The sequence below is a fragment of the Porphyromonas sp. oral taxon 279 str. F0450 genome (assembly GCF_000292995.1).
Taxonomy (GTDB): Bacteria; Bacteroidota; Bacteroidia; order Bacteroidales; family Porphyromonadaceae; genus Porphyromonas; species Porphyromonas pasteri.
Genome location: NZ_ALKJ01000044.1, coordinates 69,606 through 88,671, shown reverse-complemented (window position 1 = coordinate 88,671; position 19,066 = coordinate 69,606). Strand labels below are relative to the sequence as shown.

The 19,066-nt window shown below is 58.0% G+C and carries 12 protein-coding genes; 2 read left to right on the top strand and 10 right to left on the bottom strand.

Translation table 11 applies throughout. The features are described from left to right. Positions 1 to 42: 42 nt before the first annotated feature. The 10 genes from HMPREF1323_RS08385 to HMPREF1323_RS08340 all read right to left on the bottom strand — a co-directional run bounded on the left by HMPREF1323_RS08385 (position 43) and on the right by HMPREF1323_RS08340 (position 16,403). Positions 43 to 1,836 (bottom strand): hypothetical protein, encoded by a 1,794-nt coding sequence (locus HMPREF1323_RS08385; protein WP_009433714.1) that lies wholly within the window; start codon positions 1,834 to 1,836, stop codon positions 43 to 45. Continuing rightward, entirely contained in the window at positions 1,833 to 4,856 is a 3,024-nt protein-coding gene (locus tag HMPREF1323_RS08380; protein ID WP_009433678.1) for a tetratricopeptide repeat protein, read from the bottom strand. The genes HMPREF1323_RS08385 and HMPREF1323_RS08380 overlap by 4 nt, the downstream gene beginning before the upstream one ends. Before the next feature lie 54 nt (positions 4,857 to 4,910). Continuing rightward, on the bottom strand, positions 4,911 to 5,825 hold the full coding sequence (locus HMPREF1323_RS08375; RefSeq protein WP_009433693.1) for a ribonuclease Z: 915 nt from the start codon (positions 5,823 to 5,825) through the stop codon (positions 4,911 to 4,913). Between the two features lie 9 nt (positions 5,826 to 5,834). Further along, positions 5,835 to 7,145, bottom strand: coding sequence for an RIP metalloprotease RseP (gene rseP / locus HMPREF1323_RS08370; protein WP_232204002.1), 1,311 nt, complete (start codon positions 7,143 to 7,145; stop codon positions 5,835 to 5,837). Positions 7,146 to 7,167: 22 nt separating this feature from the next. Next, positions 7,168 to 8,334 (bottom strand): 1-deoxy-D-xylulose-5-phosphate reductoisomerase, encoded by a 1,167-nt coding sequence (locus HMPREF1323_RS08365; RefSeq protein ID WP_009433712.1) that lies wholly within the window; start codon positions 8,332 to 8,334, stop codon positions 7,168 to 7,170. A gap of 3 nt (positions 8,335 to 8,337) precedes the next feature. Beyond that, entirely contained in the window at positions 8,338 to 9,585 is a 1,248-nt protein-coding gene (pepT, locus tag HMPREF1323_RS08360; RefSeq protein ID WP_044124265.1) for a peptidase T, read from the bottom strand. After that, entirely contained in the window at positions 9,582 to 10,790 is a 1,209-nt protein-coding gene (locus tag HMPREF1323_RS08355; protein ID WP_156795241.1) for a tetratricopeptide repeat protein, read from the bottom strand. The genes pepT and HMPREF1323_RS08355 overlap by 4 nt, the downstream gene beginning before the upstream one ends. Before the next feature lie 343 nt (positions 10,791 to 11,133). Next, positions 11,134 to 11,865, bottom strand: a complete 732-nt coding sequence (locus HMPREF1323_RS08350; RefSeq protein WP_009433683.1) for a YebC/PmpR family DNA-binding transcriptional regulator — start codon at positions 11,863 to 11,865, stop codon at positions 11,134 to 11,136. 37 nt (positions 11,866 to 11,902) lie between these two features. Next, positions 11,903 to 14,377, bottom strand: coding sequence for a phenylalanine--tRNA ligase subunit beta (gene pheT / locus HMPREF1323_RS08345; protein WP_009433713.1), 2,475 nt, complete (start codon positions 14,375 to 14,377; stop codon positions 11,903 to 11,905). 781 nt (positions 14,378 to 15,158) lie between these two features. After that, the gene (locus HMPREF1323_RS08340; RefSeq protein ID WP_009433719.1) at positions 15,159 to 16,403 is read right to left on the bottom strand and encodes a M16 family metallopeptidase; all 1,245 of its coding nucleotides are present in this window, start codon (positions 16,401 to 16,403) and stop codon (positions 15,159 to 15,161) included. A gap of 259 nt (positions 16,404 to 16,662) precedes the next feature. On the opposite strand from HMPREF1323_RS08340, the gene HMPREF1323_RS08335 reads away from it, so the two are divergent. Both HMPREF1323_RS08335 and kbl read left to right on the top strand, forming a co-directional pair. Then, positions 16,663 to 17,607 carry an NAD-dependent epimerase/dehydratase family protein gene (locus HMPREF1323_RS08335; protein WP_009433689.1) on the top strand — a complete coding sequence of 315 codons (945 nt, stop codon included), beginning with the start codon at positions 16,663 to 16,665 and terminating at the stop codon, positions 17,605 to 17,607. 78 nt (positions 17,608 to 17,685) lie between these two features. Beyond that, on the top strand, positions 17,686 to 18,876 hold the full coding sequence (gene kbl, locus HMPREF1323_RS08330; protein WP_009433699.1) for a glycine C-acetyltransferase: 1,191 nt from the start codon (positions 17,686 to 17,688) through the stop codon (positions 18,874 to 18,876). Positions 18,877 to 19,066 lie beyond the last annotated feature (190 nt).

Genomic DNA, 19,066 nt, shown 5'->3' with positions numbered 1-19,066 from the left:
CTTTTAGCTTAGGCAAGACGCGGGGGAGACCCCCGCATCCGCTTAGAAGGTGAACTGCAGACCGCCCTGCAGGAGCATAGGCTGCGACGTATAGCCGTACCAGCGCGTAGCCCCAGCGAGGATAGGTGCACGAAGCTCTGCCGTCAGGCTCAGGCGCTTCGTCAGCGAGTAGACGGCATCAGCATGGAGCAGATGGAGCTGACGCAGACGCGTGATAGAGCCGTCGAGGTCGTAGCTCTTCAGTGCAGTGGCGAACTCATAGCCACCACGGACGCTGAGGTTGGGCACCATATTCAGCTCCACAAGAGCCGAAGCCGTGAAGGTAGGACGCGAGAGGATCGTAGCCGTCGTCGTATAGTGGGCATAGACCCCACGCAGAGCAGCCGAGAAGAGACCGCGGTGGTTGTAGGCCAGCTGCACCCCGACGTTCTGCTCCTTATAGTCCACATAAGAGGGACGGAAGCGCACGGGCATGAAGTAGGCCGTCGAAGCCGCAGCACCCGAAGGCAGCGAGAGCGATGCGGGGAAGTAATCCACAGCACCCTTATGGTCAGCATAGCGGAAGAAGGCTTCGAGCGAGAAGGCACTCGCGATCGTCGTAGAGGCCGTCAGCTTAGCATCGTAGACACGCTCATAGCGGCCAGCGAACGCCTCGGCATCGATGAAGGGCGACTCGAGGGGCTGAGCACGCAGGCTGTGACGCACGAGAGAGGCATCCGTCTCCAGTCTCAGACCAAAGGCCGAGCCCAGACGCAGGCGAGCATCGATCTTCGGGAAGAGGACGAAGTGTGCGTTGTAGTGGTCATTCCCCGTGAGGATACGCAGACCACCGAGCGCACGCCAAGAGAGCTGGTCATTAGCATCCTCTGCCAGGATATAGGGCGCACCCGTGAGGATCATACGCGAGCTGGCCGTACGGCTCCGAGGGAAGCCATAGAGGATAGGCTCCGTGCTGGTCAGACGACCCAGCGACCACGATCCCAGCGCACCGACGCGCGCCATGCTACTGATGCGGTAGGAAAGGTTCGCACGAAGCTCGGGGAGAAACTCCTTGAACTTATTGAGCACCACGCCTGGAGCTTCCTCGGCGACATTAGCTGCCGTGTAGTTGAATCCAGCAGAGAAGTCATAAAGCCAGTCTTCGGTGAAGTCCTCTTCGGTAGCGTAGCGAGCCGAGAGTGAGACCTCCGTGGCACGACGACGCAGGTCGGGCACCGTAGCAGACTGCGCCACCCCACCACCAGCTGGAGGAGCGACGAGCGAGAGGCCGTAGTAGTTGTAGCCGTGCTGACCGAAGTCCAGACCGAGCGACAGCGCAGCGTCCTCGAACTGATGGCCGTAGTTCGCTCCGAGGCGCCAAGCCTTCTCCCAGCCCTTGACTCTCTGACCAAGCTCGGTCTGGATGCTGGGGTTGGCGAAGTTGTAGCGCCCATAAACATCGAGGCGGTCGGTCTTCGTAGACAGGATGCTCAGACCCGCACCAGCCTTGAAGCTGATGGGGATACCAGCAGAGGCGAAGGCATAGCCACGCTGCTTCGAGCGCTCAAAGCCCCCGCGGGGTGCCGTCAGAGCACCTAAGGGGGAGACGCTGGGGCGTAGCGTGAAGGGGATGGGCGTATCCAGATAGGAGTGACGCACAGGGCTGAGGTTGGGAGCCGGCACCGTATAGGAGAGGTCACGGGGCTGACGCGTGGAGAGAGAGACCTCCTCCTCGGTCATCACAGTGAGCTCACGACGTAGGGTGTCGGCACGCTTCGTCTTAGCCTCCTGAGCAGAGAGTACAGAGCTCGAGAGGAGCGCGATAGCAGCTATAGGGATGATTGCAAGCTTCTTCATTTCTTATTCTGGTAGGAGGTGAGACGTTCGTTGATCATCTGAGCGATATCATCGTCAGTGCCCTTGTAGTTGTCACGCAGGCTCTCGAGATACTGCTGGGCGACATAGGTCTCACCCTGCTTGTGGTAGCAGTCGGCGAGGAGCAGGAAGGCACGTGCCAGCCAGTACTGCTGTGGCGTACCCTTGGCGATGAAGGCATCGAGCTGCTTCTTCGTCTCCTTCACCTTGCCAGTGCGGAAGAGAAGCGTGGAGTGGCGGATGTAGCCTTCAGCACCGTAGGCGGTATCGAAGTTCTTGAGCAGGGGCTCATAGGTCTTCATAGCCTTGCCGGTAGCACCCGTAGCCTCTTCGCTCTTACCCTGGATGAGGAGGAGCTCAGCCTGAGTAGCTGCGGGGAGGTCGCTACGCTTCAGGAGGCTCTCGGTCGTAGTGATCGAGCGCTTGTAGTCCTTCGCTTCGTAGGCTGCACGCGAGAGAGCAAGCCCATAGCGCAGATGCTGGGGAGCTTCCAGTCCTTCGATAGCGTAGAGGCTGGACCAAGCATCGAGAGCCTCACGCTTCTTACCACCATCGTTGTAGATCTTCGTCAGAGCTTCGAGGGCGGGGATACGCAAGTCGAGGGAGCGTGCAGGAGCGGAGAGCTTCTTGTAGAGCGCCTCTGCTTCGTCGCTACGGCCCTGCTGAGCGTAGTGACCAGCCAGGAGGAGCTCAGCACGACCGGCCTCACGGCTGGCAGGATAAGAGCGGACGAAGGACTCAAGGTCTGCGATAGAAGCATTCTTATCCTTCTTGTAGCGGCTCTCGAGAGATAGGTACTGCAGGTGCGCCTTCTCGCTCTCTGAGGGCGTCAGCTGCTTGCCAAGAGTAGAGGCATAGGCCGTGTACTCATCGACGCGGTCCAGACTGACGTAGATATTCTTGAGGTCAGAGAGAGCAGAGCGAGCTTCTTCACTCTCAGGGTAGCGGGCGATGAGGTCCTTGTAGGCCTTGATAGCCTCTTCGGTACGCCCGTTATTGTAGGCCAGCATCGCACGCTCCATAGCACCGAGGCGCGCATACTGGGTGTCGGGATAGTCCTTGACGAGCTGGTTGAAGACAGCGGTCGCCTCTTCGGGACGCGCCTTGCTCAGCACCAGTGCGCGACCCTTGTCATAGAGGACCTCAGGCAGGTGCGTGGACTCGGGGTGCATCTTGATGATGCGGTCGAGCGTCTCGATCTGCTTCTGATACTGCCCCCAGCGGCCGTAGATCGTAGCGATACGATAGAGAGCTTCGTCATTCCCTGTGGGCATACCTTCGTCGGCACGACGGTAGAGAGCCAGAGCCTCTGCGCTCTTCTTCTGGATGAGCTGGCAGTCGCCCATGCGGGAGAGTGCATCGGCACGACGCAGAGCATCATCGCCAGAGCTTGACTGCGTGAAGGCTTCGAAGGAGCGGTAAGCCGTGGCATACTGCTTCTGATTGTAGCGAGCGTAGCCCTGGATATAATGCGCCAGCGCAGGAGCTGCACCCGTAGCGATACTCTTCGATGCAGCAGACTCAGCAGCAGCATACTCGCCACGCTCCAGAGCACTCGAGGCAGCGAGGAGATGAGCCTGAGCCGTGTACTCGTTCTTCGTGCCGAGTGTGACGGCGCGATTCAGGTAATCATTAGCACGGGCATAGTCACGAGAAGCCAAAGCACCTTCACCGAGACGAAGCAGGACGTACTGCTTGGCTTCGCTCAGCTCAGCGCTCTTGACCTGCAGACGATCCAGCGTAGCGAGCGACTCAGCATAGTCCTTATTCGTCAGGAAGATACTCTTCATGAGCTGGAGGATCTGAGGACGGTAGCTGGAGTTGGGGAACTCGGTGACGAAGGTCTCAGCCATACGGACGGTCTGACCGAAGTTCGAGCGCTGCGTCTCGTCCTGCAGGAGAATCCCATTGTACAGCGCGTACTCACGTACTCGCTCGGTAGCCCCAGGGTGCTGGCCTGCACGGCTAAATGCCAGGGCAGCTTCGCTCGTGCGCTGGAGCTTGAGGCGAGCATTACCAAGGAGGAAGAGCCCCTGTGCACCGATAGCAGAGCTGCTCTCAGAGGCAGCACTCAGCGGACGAAGCGCTTCTTCGTAGCGACCCTTAGCGTAGAGTGAAGTACCGAGGGCATAGCTCTCCTCTGCCGTGGGCTTATAGTCCTCGAGCTCCTGCAGGGGCTGGAGGGTGCGGATAGCCTGATCATAATTGCCATCAGCATAGTAGGACTGTCCGATGACCGACTGGAAGGAAGCACGCGAGGCCATCTCGGGATAGCGACGCTGGAGGTCACTGGCACGACGCTGAGCCGTCTTAGCATCCTCCGTAGCGAAGGAGAGCAGAGCCAGCTGATAGGCAGCCTCGGGAGCGAGGTCGCTGGAGTAATCATTGCGCGAGAAGATCGCACGAGCCTCCTGAATATCCCCGCGTGCCCAAGCCACAGAGCCGAGGTAGATGAGAGCCTGCTCCCCGATGATGGAGGAGTCTTCGCTCGCAGAGAGGAGGAGACGCTGAGCTTCATCCAAGTCAGCTGCACCTCTCTGGTCGGCCAGGATCGTATAGGCAAGAGCCAAGTCATACTGAGCAGCCTCACGAGGAGAGAGTGCCGAGCGCTTGATCTGCTCGAGCTGTGTACGGGCAAGAGGGAGGAGTCCCTGATCTACATACACCAGAGCGAGCAAGAGCTCTGCTGAGGGACGATCAAGAGAGCCTGGATGCTCCTTGAGGAAGCGTGTAAGGACAGCGTCGGGAGACGTCTCCTCGGTCATCAGACGAGCTACCGCCTCACGATAGGGCTGGTGCTCGGTGAGTAATGGTAAAGCACGCAGGCGGGGCAGGTCGTGCCGGAAGCCTACATAATTGCGGCTCACAAAGTCCTGCTGCAGCTGAGTCAGGATAGTCCGATCAGGACGCACCTCCAGGACCTGGCTTGCAAGCGGGCTTAGAGCAAGAGAAGCACACCCCAGAGAGAGGATGAGTCGCTTGATCGTCTTCTTCGTAGTCATATAATTTGTATTAATTGGGGCTCCAAGAAGCAATGGGGCTGGGAGAGATGTATATCAAAGTTCGAGGATCATCCCTTCGTCCGCTGCTACGGTCTCGGGGAAGACGGCCTGAGCCTCCTCTAAGAGAGGCTGGATATCTATATAGCGGGCCGAATAGTGGCCGATGACAAGGCGCTCAACACCCGCAGCCTGTGCTATACGCGCAGCCTGCTCAGCCGTACTATGCGCCGTCTCCTTAGCTCGCGCCAAGCGGTCGCTGAGGAACGTCGCCTCGTGATAAAGGAGGCTCACATCCCGAAGGAGTGGCACCAGTGAGGGCAGGTAAGCCGTATCCGAGCAGTAGGCATAGCTCCGTGGAGTCTTACCCTGACGCGTCAGTCGCTCACAGGGGATGACCTTCCCCTCCTCGGTGGTGAAGTCCGCTCCCTCACGTAGCGCTGTATAATAAGAACGAGGAACGCCGTAGAAATCACACGAAGCGCGATCAATATGGCGCTCCGTGACCTTCTCGCGGAAGAGGTAGCCCGTGCAGGGCGTGCGGTGCTCCAGCGGGAGCGTCGTCACCGTCACCGACCGATCCTCGTAGCAAACACTACTCGTGCGGTCATCCACTACATGCACCTCGATGTCGTAGCCCAGATAGGAGTGACTCTCCTCGATGAAGGGGGCTAAGAACTTGTCGATCCCTCGAGGACCATATACGGGGAGTGCCCTGCGGCGGCCGAGCATCCCCATCGTAGAGAGGAGCCCATAGAGCCCGTAACAGTGGTCACCATGCAGATGGGAGATGAAGACGCCGACGATACGCCCGAAGTCCAGACGCTGACGGCGTAGCTGACGCTGCGCACCCTCCCCGCAGTCCACGACGAAGAGCTTATCACGAAGCTCCACGACCTGGGCCGTCGGGTAGTGCTGCATGGTCGGCAGAGCCGAGCCACAGCCTAAGATATGGACGCGGAAGTCCCCCATACGCTCTACTTACTTGCCGAAGAAAGCTCGGTAGATATCATTGCCGTTCGCATAGACCATCAGTAGGACGAGCAGCACGAGACCGATAGTCTGGATCGTGGTCATCGCCTTATCGCTAAGTGGCTTGCGACGGATCATCTCGATGATGATGAAGAGGATGTGCCCCCCGTCAAGTGCGGGGATAGGCAGGATATTCATCACCGCAAGGATGATAGAGAGGAAGGCCGTGATGGACCAGAAGCTCTGCCAGTCGAAGGTCGTGGGGAAGAGCTTACCCATCGTGCCGAGGCCACCCATCTGCTTAGCGCCCTCCTTGGTGAACATATATTTCAGCCCACGTACATAGCCCGAGATCGTCTGACCTGCGCGGTCGATACCTGCGGGGATAGCCGTGAAGACATTGTACTGGACGTGCTCGATAGGATAGAGTTCTTCGATGCCCTTGAGGACGACACCGATATGCCCTGCCGTGTCTACGGGGAGCGTGGTCTGCAGAGCCGTACCCGAGCGCTCGACGGTAAGCACGACATCCTTACCCTTCTTCTTGTCCAGTGCCGTGATGACCTCCGTGACATCGGTGCAGGTGACAGAGTCGACTGCTACGACACGGTCTCCAGAGACCAGATGCCCCTGCGCACGGCTACCTTCGGAGACAGCATCCACGACGAAGGGCATACGCAGAGAGCCAAAGCCCTCTTCAGCGCGGAGAAGACGCTGCATCATATCCTCGGGCAGGCGAATCGTCTCCACAGCACCGCCACGACGCACCACGACTTCGTGAGCATTGATGAGCGATGACATGAAGCGGGAGTCAAGCACATTGGGAGACTGCTTGCCGTCGATGCTGAGGATCACATCCCCGTCGACGAAGCCAACTTCCTCAGCGGGCGTGGAGAAATTCATCCCCGCAGAGACCTGATCGCTATGAAGGACCTTCGTCCCCCAAGTGAGGGTGATACCAGTATATATGATGAAGGCGAGGATAACATTGAAGATCACCCCACCGGCCATGATCATCAGGCGAGCGAAAGGCTTCTTGCTACGGAACTCATCGGGCTTAGGCTCACTGGCCATCGCCTCGGTATCCAGCGACTCATCGATCATACCAGCGATCTGGCAGTAGCCACCGAGAGGGAGCCAGCCAAGGCCGTAGACCGTACCGCTACGCTTACTCTTCCACTTGAAGATAGAGAACCAGGGGTTGAAGAAGAGATAGAACTTATTTACACGGGCCCCGAAGAAACGGGCCATCGAGTAGTGTCCCAGCTCGTGGATGAAGACGAGGATAGAGAGTGAGAAGAGAAGCTGAAATATACGCATAGCTATATCCATTGAATTACTATTATCTGATATAATTGAGGCGCTCACGAGACTCAGCACGCACTGCGGCGTCGAGCTCTGAGAGCAGCTGGAGGTCGTAGCTCCGCTCGGGACGGTGAGCCTCCAGGGCCTGGGCGATGAGTGTGCTCATAGCACGGAAGCCCAGCTTGCCAGCGAGGAAGGCTTCGACAGCGATCTCATTGGCGGCATTGAGCACACATGGAGCAGTACCACCAAGCTCCAGCGCTCGATAGGCCAGCGCGAGGTTGGGGAAGAGCTCCATATTGGGGCGCTCAAAGGTAAAGGTCTGCTCGAGGAAGTTGAGGCGAGGATAGTCATTGCTGACACGCTCCGTAAGGCCGAGCGCATAGCTAATGGGCAGGCGCATATCGGGCTGACCCAGCTGTGCCTTGATCGAGCCGTCGGCGAACTCCACCATCGAGTGGATGATGCTCTGCGGATGCACAAGTACCTCGATCGACTCAGCAGGCGTATCGAAGAGCCATCTAGCCTCGATCATCTCCAGCCCCTTATTCATCAGCGAGGCGGAGTCGATGGTGACCTTAGCCCCCATACTCCAATTGGGGTGACGTAGAGCTGCCTCGACCGTCACGGCCTCAAGTTCCTCTACTCGCTTATAGCTGCGGAAGGGACCTCCCGATGCCGTAAGCAGGATGCGCTCCAGCGGATTACCTTTCTCCCCGACTAGGCACTGATAGATAGCCGAGTGCTCGGAGTCGACGGGCAGGATACGCGCTCCATGACGAGCAGCGAGCGACATGATGAGCTCGCCAGCTACGACGAGCGTCTCCTTATTTGATAGAGCGATAGTCTTCCCAGCTGTGATAGCTGCAAGTGTGGGTACTAAGCCAGAGAAGCCAACCATCGCCGTAAGGACGATATCTACATCAGGTCGGACGACCACCTCCGCGATAGCTTCACTCCCTGCCATGACCTCGATAGAGGTATGCGATAGGGCTTGTCGGACCTCGGGATAATAGGCTTCGTCGGAGATCACGACGACAGCGGGACTGAACTCCAAGGCCTGAGCTATCAAGAGATCTGTTGATCGGCGTGCCACCAGCACCGTCACCTCGAAGGCTTCACGATGGCTGCGGACGACCTCCAGGGCCTGTGTCCCGATAGAGCCCGTAGAGCCGAGGATGGCGATCCTTTTCTTCTGTATCATTACTTACTCCGCAGTCTCAGTGAGGAGGTAGACAAGCGTCTCTACCGAGCGGCACATCGTGTCGAGCGAAGCATACTCATACTTCCCATGGAAGTTCGCTCCACCCGTGAAGAGGTTGGGACAAGGCAGTCCCATATAAGAGAGGCGGGCGCCATCCGTCCCGCCACGAATGGGCGAGATGCGGGGCGTGACTCCAGCACGGAGCATAGCTGCCTTAGCGCGCTCGATATACTCCCCGTGGGGTGCCACCTGCTCGTACATATTATAGTAGGAGTCGCGGATCTCGACCTTGATGACCTCGCGCTTGTAAGCGGCATTGATCTCGCCTGCGACACGCTCCATCAGCGCCTTCTTCTCCTCGAAGAGCGCACGATCGTGATCGCGGATGATGTACTCGGCTTCGGCATGCTCTACCCCACCGGTGAAGTGCATCAGGTGATAGAAGCCCTCATACCCCTCGGTGAACTCAGGGCGCGCGTAGTGAGGGAGTGAAGCATGCAGGAGGTAGATCACCTCGATAGCATTGATCATCTTCCCCTTAGCCGAGCCTGGGTGGATGCTACGTCCCGTAGCGACGACGCGAGCGGAGGCAGCGTTGAAGTTCTCATACTCCAGCTCGCCCTCACGGCTACCGTCGACGGTGAAGGCAAAGTCCGCACCGAAGGCCTCCACATCGAAGTAGTCCACGCCCTTGCCGATCTCTTCGTCAGGAGTGAAGCCGATACAGATACGCCCGTGGGGGAGCTCGGGATGCTCGAGGATGTAGCGTACTGCCTCCATAATCTCGGCGACGCCTGCCTTGTCATCCGCTCCGAGGAGCGTCGTCCCATCAGTCGTGATGAGCGTATGCTCAAGGACCTCCAGCAGCTCGGGGAACTCCTGTACCGTGAGCATGGCATCATCACCGAGGGGGATAGGCGTACCATCATAGTACTCGATGATCTGCGGGCGGACACCACGGCCCGTGAAGTCGGGACTCGTATCGACATGTGAGATAAGGCCCAGCGCAGGACGATCCTCATAGCCTGGAGTAGCTGGGATCTGCGCCATCACATAGCCCTTCTCTTCGAGGCGTACGGAGGGCACACCGAGGGCTATCAGCTCGTCACGCAGGAGACGGAGCAGGTCAAACTGCTTCTCTGTCGAGGGGTAAGTCGTGCTATTGGGATCGCTCTCCGTATCGATCTGTACATAGCGGAGGAAGCGATCAAGGAGGGCCTCACGCACGGAGGAGGCTATAGTTGGGTTCATTTGCTTGAAGGTTTGTCAGTGTAGAGCTCAGCGTACTTCTTCTCCAGCCCCAGACGATAGTAGACATTGCCGAGGAGGTCACGCACCTGATCGGGAGCGACCTTATAGGCAGCCTCGAGCTGGGGAAGGGATTGGCGGAAGTATTCCTTGGCCTTCTTCTCCTCGAGACGTGAGCTCAGCGGATTAGCCAGGATAGAGACGGCTTGGTTGTAGTAGACCTGCCCGAGGTTGAAGAGCGCATCGTAGTTATCGGGGCTCTGGCGAAGGACCTGACGATAGACCTCGACAGCACGATCCCACTCCTGGGCGAGGAAGTAGACATTACCGCGAAGCACCAAGAGATTGGGGTTGTCGGGGGTCACCTTCAGCGCCTTGTCAATGAGGGCGACGGCTTCCTTGTAGCGACCTTGCGCCTGATAGATCGAGATCATCGAGCCAAAGTAGAAGGTCGTCTCAGGGTAAAGCCGGATACCTTCCTCAAGGAAGGGCATCGCACCGACCGTATCCTGCATAGCCATGTGGGCCTTAGCAAGGAACTGGTAGACCTCATTCTTATTGGCAGCTACGTCACGATAGAGCTCGCCGAGGCGGATCACCTCGGGGTAAAGCTCCCCAGTGTAGGCCGACACCAGCGCATAGTAAGCGAGATTCGCGACCGTCGTGTCGGTCGGGAGCTCCTTGCGCCCTACGGGCAGAAGCAGGCGCTGCGCCTCAAGAGCCGCAGAGAAGGCAGCCGTAGACTCAGCATACTTCTTGCGGTCGAGCCAGAAGAGCCCCGCCTCATACATCTTCGGGGCATCTTCACGCACATAGTCCTGGATCTTCTTCTGATACTTCAGCACGATACGTCCTGTCGAGGGGTCGGGCTGACGCTCGATAGAGTCTGCACGACGCCAGCCGACGAGTTCATCGATGACGTGGCGAAACATCTTCGCTGTGTCACCCACGCTCCCAGGGGTCGTGACCTTGCGAAACTCAGTCTTATAGAGGGTATGCTCTACAAGGCCCTTGACATAGTAGGTATAGGCATCGTCCTTGGTGTCCTCATGCTCTTCGGCGAGCTTGATGAGGCGGCGGATCTCCGTGTAGTTGGGTTTATCGCTCTGTAATAGGCGATCAGCGGCACGCACATTGGAGCGCTGTGCTACCCCACTGAATGGCGTGAGGAGGCAGAGCGCCGCGATGTACCCTAAGTAACTTTTCATCTTGATCGTCATGTACGGGTTCGTGTAATAGGTCAGTCTCCCCCACTCTCGTGGGGTGACCACTTGCTCTAATAACGCCTTTGGGCGGGCAAATGATCGGCTAACCACTATATTAGACAAAGATACGACATTGCCACGGATTGCGATAGCCCCTTCCCTCCCCCTCATACGCTCGGCTTCCACCCTACCAGAAAAGTACTACTACACACCACTTTGCGGGGACAATAGCAGCGACTTCTATCAAAACAAAAGCGATCCGCTACGGAGCACCGAGTGAGGGTGCATCCGTAGCGGATCGCATATCGTTGAGCTCCCCGAGGTGGGGAGCAGTGGGGCGAAGGGATTAGGCTTCCTCTTCTTCCTCCTCCTGCATATTGGTGAAGACGTTCTGCACGTCCTCATCCTCCTCGAGCTTGTCGATGAGCTTAGCGAGGGTCTCACGCTGCTCAGGCGTCACAGGCTTCGTGTCGTTAGGCAGGCGGACGAACTCAGCAGAGGTAATCTCATAGCCAGCTTCTTCGAGGTACGACTGGATCTGGGCATTAGCAGAGAAGGCTCCGTAGAGGATGATCTCGTTTTCGTCCTCCTCCAGCTCGTCTACACCGTAGTCGATCAGCTCCAGCTCCAGCTCTTCGAGATCCATGCCTTCCTTCTTCACGATGTGGAAGATACACTTGTGGTCGAAGAGGAACTCCAGCGAGCCCGAGGTACCGAGGCTACCGCCGAACTTATTGAAGTAGCTGCGGACGTTGGCCACCGTACGGGTAGTGTTGTCGGTAGCAGTCTCGACGAAGATAGCGATACCGAAGGGGCCATAGCCCTCGTAGTTCATCTCCTTATAGTCGGAGAAGTCCTTCGAGCTGGCCTTCTTGATGGCGCGCTCCACGTTCTCCTTAGGCATGTTCTCCTTCTTGGCCGTCTGCATCAGGACGCGCAGACGTGGGTTGGTCTCGGGCTCGGGGCCCCCAGCCTTGACCGCAATGGTGATTTCCTTACCGAGCTTCGTGAAGACGCGGGCCATGTTGCCCCAGCGCTTCATCTTACGAGCTTTACGATATTCAAATGCTCTTCCCATAAATATTCTTTAGTGATAGTTGATTCGTCTTAGGTGGTTAGCGGAGGGTAGCTCCATAGGTATCCTCGATGCTCTTGCGGATCTTCGCCATGATGGCATCGATCTGCTTGTCGCTCATCGTGCGCTCCGTATCCTGAAGGTAGAAGGAGAGGGCATAGCTCTTCTTCCCTGCGGGGAGGTTCTTCCCCTCATACACGTCAAAGAGGGTGACATCACGCAGGAGCTTCTTCTCTGCACGGCGAGCGGTCTCAGCCAGCTCTGCAAAGGTAATCTTCTCGTCGAGGAGGAGCGAGAGGTCACGACGTACGACGGGGAACTTAGGCAGGTCAGCGATCTCGATCTTCACACGCTCAGCGAGACGATTGAGGTTGTCCCAATTGATCTCGGCGTAGTAGACGGGGATATCGATATCCCACTTAGCCAAGAGGGCGGACTTGACCTGCCCCATCAGCACGACAGGCTTGCCGTCATAGGTCGCATAGCTGTAGCCACGACCCGTGAAGAGGTCGCACTCGACAAACTCAGCACGCAGGCTACGCTCACTGATGCCCAGACGCTCGAGGATGTGCAGGACATGGGCCTTCAGCTCAAAGGGCGAAGCAGGCTCGTCAGCATGTGCCCAGCTGCTCTGGATACGTGCACCGGCGACCCAGAGGCCGAGGGTCTGCGTCTCGCGGTAGCCTGCCAGCGTCGTGGCGGTAGAGCGCTCGACTTCGGGAGCAGCGGCATAGCAATTCCCCCACTCATAGTAGTAGAAGCTCTTCTGCTGACGGCGGAGGTTACGACTGATAGCGGAGAGCCCCCCGAAGAGGAGCGTCTGGCGCATCACGTTCAGCTCGCCACTGAGGGGATTGACCAGCTGCACGAGCTTATCTGCGGGGTAGGAGGTAAGCCCTTCGTAGTAGGCTTCGGAGGAGAGGGAGTTATTGAGAAGCTCATTGAAGCCTGCGCCCGTCAGCTGCTCCGAGAGGAGGATGCGACGGCTGTAAGAGCGGTCGCTCGCTCCCTTGGAGCTGAGGTTAGCGTGGACGTAACCACTGAGCTCGATATTGTTGTATCCGTAGATGCGCATGACCTCCTCGATGACGTCGGCCTCACGGGTCACGTCGACACGATAGCGGGGCACACGCAGCTGCCAAGCGTCTTCCTCACGGGAGACGATCTCGATCTCAAGGCTCTCGAGGATACGTACAGCCTCATCACGGGGGATGAACTTACCGATGAGTGCATCCATGTGGCTAGGGCGCAACGTCACTTCGTAGGGCTGAGCTGGCACGGGATAGTGGTCGAAGCGGCCACCATCGATATAGCTACCAGGGCAAAGCTCGAGGATGAGTGAAGCAGCACGCATCAGCGCCCAGGTCGTGCGGTTGGGATCCAGCCCACGCTCGAAGCGGAAGGAGGAGTCCGTATTCACAGCCAGACGGCGTGCGGTCTTACGCACGGAGGTAGCGTTGAAGTTCGCTGACTCGAGGAAGATATCCGTCGTCGTCTCCGTCGTACCCGAGTCAAGACCACCCATGACGCCAGCGACGCAGAGGGGCTCACCCGTAGCCGAAGCGATGACGAGATCACGCTCAGTGAGCTGGCCTTCGCTCTTGTCGAGGAGGACCATCTTCTCCTCTCGTGCCAGCTGTACCGAGAGGGCGCCACCCGTCTTCGCCAAGTCATAGGCGTGGAGGGGCTGACCGAATTCGTGCAGGACGTAGTTCGTCACGTCGACGACTACGTTGATGGGGCGTAGACCCAGCGTCTCGAGCTGACGACGTAGCCAGCCGGGGCTTTCGGTGACCTTGAGGCCACGGATCACAAGCCCCTCGAAGCGAGGGCAAAGGGTCTCATCGACAGCGACCGTGACAGGCACGGGGCAAGCCGTCCCAGCAGCGGGAGCGGGGAGCACCTCGGGGAGCTTAGCCTTCGTGGCCTTCCCCTGCTGCGTGAGATAAGCAGCGAGATCGCGGGCGACGCCGTAGTGCGAAGTAGCATCGACACGGTTCGGCGTGATATCGACCTCGAGGACGTAGTCGGAGCAGACACCGAAGTGCTCAGCAGCAGGCGTCCCAGGCTTCGTCGTAGCCGTATCGAGGAGGATGATCCCGCTATTGTCGTGCCCGACACCGATCTCTACCTCACTGCAGAGCATACCGAAGCTCTCGACGCCACGGATCTTGCTCTTCTTGATGGTGAAGGACTCGTCACCCGAGGTGAGGACGGTACCGATGGTAGCGACGACGACCGCCTTGCCAGCGGCTACATTGGGCGCACCACAGACGATCTGCAGGGGTGCCTCGGCACCTACATCTACTGTCGTGACGTGGAGGTGATCGGAGTTCTCATGCACATCGCAGGTCAGCACGTGACCGATGACAAGGCCCTTGAGCCCACCGGGGATTGATTCGACTTCTTCTACACCGCCTACCTCAAGACCGATAGAGGTCAGGGCAGCAGCGACTTCATCGGGGGTCAGATCCGTCTCCACGTAGGAGCGTAGTAGATCGTAGGATATATTCATGTTTGTTCCGCTTAGGGGATAGCTACTATCTTACTTGATGATTTCTTTTAGAGTACAAATGTACGAAAAGCCCTCTACACACGCGCCTATGCCGTAGCACCACGAGGCGTCATATTCTGTTGCAGCGTATTCGTTGGCCAACGATCCGCCTGTTTCTTTGATGAAGCCAAGATAAAATGATTACTAAATAGGAGCAAGCTCAATAGGTCGATTCTCCCAACGACTATCACAGCATACTCCCCCCCCCCGATAGTCAAGCGGTATGAACCTATATAGGCTGTCGGGCTGATCTATATTTAAGTTTTTGCTCCGCATAGGGATAAAAGTTGTGGACGAGTGGCAGATAAGTTTGGGCTACGTACGTGGCTCTAATATCTACGTACGTGGATATTTGGATTTACGTGCCTGGTCTTTAAGACTACGTGCATAGATAGAAGAATACCACTACGGGAAGGCGCTTTTTTCTTCGTAAGAACAGCACTTTTACCTCCGCTGGATAAGAGGAATACTCGCGATAAGGCGCAGGGCTTGCGTATCGCTTTCGGAGAGGTATATCGGGGAGATGGGCGTGCGATACCTTAGCACTCTAAATAGAGGGTAGGACTCTGCCGCAACAGTCTCCGATAGTGGAGCCGTACGAATCTATATCGGTCGTTGGGCTGACCTATATTGCTCCGCAGTGCGACCTATATAGATCACGAAGCGAACCTATATTGGTCGACTCACTGACCAATATAGGTTCGCTCCACCCCCTCCTATGAAGGGGATGTCTTTGTTCGCGTTAGCGATAGATAAGTTCGTGGAACATAGAGCGATCGAAGAGCTCCGTAGCGACCTCGTGCAGTAGCTCGGGCGTGAGGGCAGAGAGGCGCTCCTGAAGCACTTCGTCCGACTCAAACGTCCCCGTATGCAGGAAGCTCTTCCCCATCGAGAGGAAGTGCTGCTCCCTTTGCTCCGAGGCGACGATCATCTGACCACGTGTCTGACGTAGAGCCTGCTCCAGGGCTCGCTGCGTCAAGGGCTCAGCCACCAAGCGCGCCAGCTCGGCATAGACCAGCTCGATAGCCTCCGCTTCGGCACGATGCGATGAGCCGAAGTAGACGGAGAAGAGCCCCGTATCGGTGTGGGGCGTGTAGTTGCACTCGACATGATAGACCAGCCCACGCTGCTCTCGCAGCTGCATATTCAGCCGGGCATTCATCCCGCTCCCGCCGAGGATACTCGCGAGAAGACTAAGTGCCAGACGCCGCGGATCATAGAGCGAATAAGCGGCACGCCCCAGCAGCACGTGGCTCTGCGCCGTATCCCGACGACGCACCACGCGACGTGCCTCCTTATTATATATAGGTATAGGGAGTGGCTCGGGAAGTGCGCTGCTTGAGATGAGTGGCTGACCTTCGCCAGGGAAGGCCCGCTCCGCTGCAGCGATCAAGTCGTCCATATCGAGCACACCACGGGCAAAGAGCACCATGCGCTCAGGGCGGTAGTACGTGCGATGGAAGCGGCGCTGCGCCTCCACCGTGATGCGCCCCACCGAAGCCTCCGTACCGAGGATGGCATGCCCGAGGCGGTGCGGGCGGAAGACCTGATCCTCGAACTCATCGAAGATCAGCTCCGAAGGGCTATCCTCATACGAATGGATCTCGTCAAGGATGACCTCCTGCTCCTTCGTCCACTCCCGCTCGGGGAACGTGCTATGGGCAGCGATGTCGAGGATCATGTGCAGCGAGCGCCGTACATAGCGTGAGGGGGCGATGGCGTAGAGCATCGTCTCCTCCTTCGTCGTATAGGCATTCAGCTCAGCCCCCACGGACTCCATACGCTCGATGATCTGGCTCGAGGAGCGTAGGCGCGTGCCCTTGAAGAGCATGTGCTCGATACTATGCGCCAGCCCATGCCAGCGCAGGCCTTCGTCACGAGCCCCTACGCGTACCCCAAGGCCCACGTAGCTGACTGCCGCCTCGGGCTCGACCGAAGCGATGATCCTAAGCCCCGAAGGGAGCGTGTGCATCACACAATGAGTCATCTTCTTAAAGTTCTTTCGTTAGCGTAGACAAAGGTATAGCGTCTCCTACACATCTCCATAGGCACCCTACCAAGCGAATAATCAGAGCCTTATAAGGGCACGCACTATGAAATACTGATTTTTCCAACGAGATTAACTACATTTGGCGCATAGTAAAGGGCATTTGTACGCATTTATTAGGTCCGCCTCGCACCTGCAGCGTCACCACAAGCACCCTGCTAGCGAGCATCTCGCAAGAAAATACGTATCACACAGAGGTATGAAAAACATCCTTATCATCGGCTCTACAGGCCAGATCGGGACCGAGCTCGCCATGACGCTCCGCCGACTCTATCCCGTAGTCGTGGCAGGGTACATCCCTGCAGCTCCTCCCAAGGGCGAGCTCCTCGAGACTGGTCCTTGTGAAGTGGTAGACATTACCAATCCCCAGCAGATCACCGAAGTCGTACGTCGCTACAAGATCGACACGATCTTCAATCTGGCAGCACTGCTGAGTGCTGTCGCTGAAGCCAAGCCGCAGCTGGCATGGCAGATCGGCCTCGGCGGTCTCTTCAACGTCCTCGAGGTAGCACGCGAGAATGGCTGTGCGGTCTTCACCCCCAGCTCTATTGGCTCCTTCGGTCCCGAGACACCGCGCGACATGACGCCACAGGACACCATCCAGCGCCCCAAGACCATGTACGGGGTGACGAAGGTCTCTGGCGAGCTCCTCAGTGATTACTATCAGAAGCGCTTCGGCGTCGACACACGCTCCGTACGCTTCCCTGGCCTTATCTCTAATGTTGCACCTCCGGGTGGTGGTACTACCGACTATGCTGTAGACATCTACTATGCCGCTGTACGCGAAGGTCGCTTCGCATGCCCCCTGCGCCCAGGCACCTATATGGATATGATGTATATGCCCGATGCCCTGCGCGCCTGCGTCGAACTTATGGAAGCAGACCCCACACGACTCATTCACCGCAATTCCTTCAACATCACCTCGATGAGCTTCGACCCCGAGGGTATCGCAGCCTCTATCCGCGAGGTGATCCCCACCTTCGAGATGACCTACGAGCTCGACGAACTCCGTCAGGGTATCGCTGACTCTTGGCCTAACTCCCTCGACGATAGCTGCGCTCGAAGCGAGTGGGACTGGAAGCCCCAGTACGACCTGCCCGCCATGACGCGCGACATGATCGAGACCATCCGCCGCAAGGGATAGAGCCCTTCGCTCGCCCACACGGCACTCCAGCAAGCAAAGCACACTACTTAGCAAGCTATACACGAAGAAACAAGGACTATGTTTAAGAACATGAAGAAGTACCTCGCTGAGGAACTTCAATCCATCGACGAAGCCGGCCTCTACAAGCGGGAGCGTATCATCACGACCCCTCAGACTGCCGACATCAAGATCAGCACGGGGCAGGAGGTCATCAACTTCTGCGCCAATAACTACCTCGGTCTCTCCGACCATCCTCGTCTGGTAGCAGCCGCTAAGGCCGCCATGGACAGCCACGGCTTCGGGATGAGCTCCGTCCGCTTCATCTGCGGTACGCAGGACATCCACAAGCAGCTCGAGCAGGCCATCGCCCGCTACTTCCACACCGAAGACACCATCCTCTACGCCGCCTGCTTCGACGCTAACGGCGGGGTCTTCGAGCCCCTCTTCGGTCCAGAAGACGCTATCATCAGCGACGCGCTGAACCACGCCTCTATCATCGACGGCGTACGCCTCTGTAAGGCCCAGCGCTACCGCTACGAAAATGCGAACATGGAAGACCTGGAGCGCGTACTCCAAGAAGCCCAGTCCGCTCGCTTCCGCATCATCGTCACCGATGGCGTCTTCTCCATGGACGGCAATGTCGCTCCGATGGATAAGATCTGCGACCTGGCGGACAAGTACGATGCGCTCGTCATGGTCGACGAATGCCACTCGGCTGGTGTCGTCGGCCCCACGGGTCGTGGCGTCGCTGAGCAGTTCAACTGCTACGGCCGTATCGACCTGCACACCGGTACGCTCGGTAAGGCCTTCGGTGGCGCTATCGGCGGCTTCACCACGGGGCCCAAGGAAGTCATCGACATGCTTCGTCAGCGCTCACGTCCCTACCTCTTCAGTAACTCCATCCCTCCCGCAGTTGTCGGTGCTGGCCTCGAAGTCTTCAAGATGCTCGAGGAAAGCGATGCCCTGCACACCAAGCTGATGGAGAACGTCGAGTACTTCCGCGACAAGATGCTCGCTGCTGGCTTCGACATCAAGCCTACCCAGTCAGCTATCTGTGCCGTGATGCTCTACGACGCTAAGCTCTCGCAGGAATACGCTGCACGCCTCCTCGAAGAAGGGATCTACGTCACGGGCTTCTACTACCCCGTCGTCCCCAAGGGCCAGGCACGTATCCGCGTACAGCTCTCCGCCGCGCACGAACGCCACCACCTCGACAAGGCCATCGCTGCCTTCATCAAGGTCGGCCGTGAGCTCGGCACGCTGAAGTAGCCGTAGGCACGCCCCGCCTCCACAAGACAAATCGTCCACGGACTGCCCCACCCTCGGTGGGTGACAGTCCGTGGACGATTCGCTTTTATCTAAATGGAGGCGCTCCTTCTTCCAGCACTTCCCGCCCCATACAGCGGGCGAAAGCAAGGCACCGAGCAGCCGTATATGCGCCGATAAATCTGCGTATATA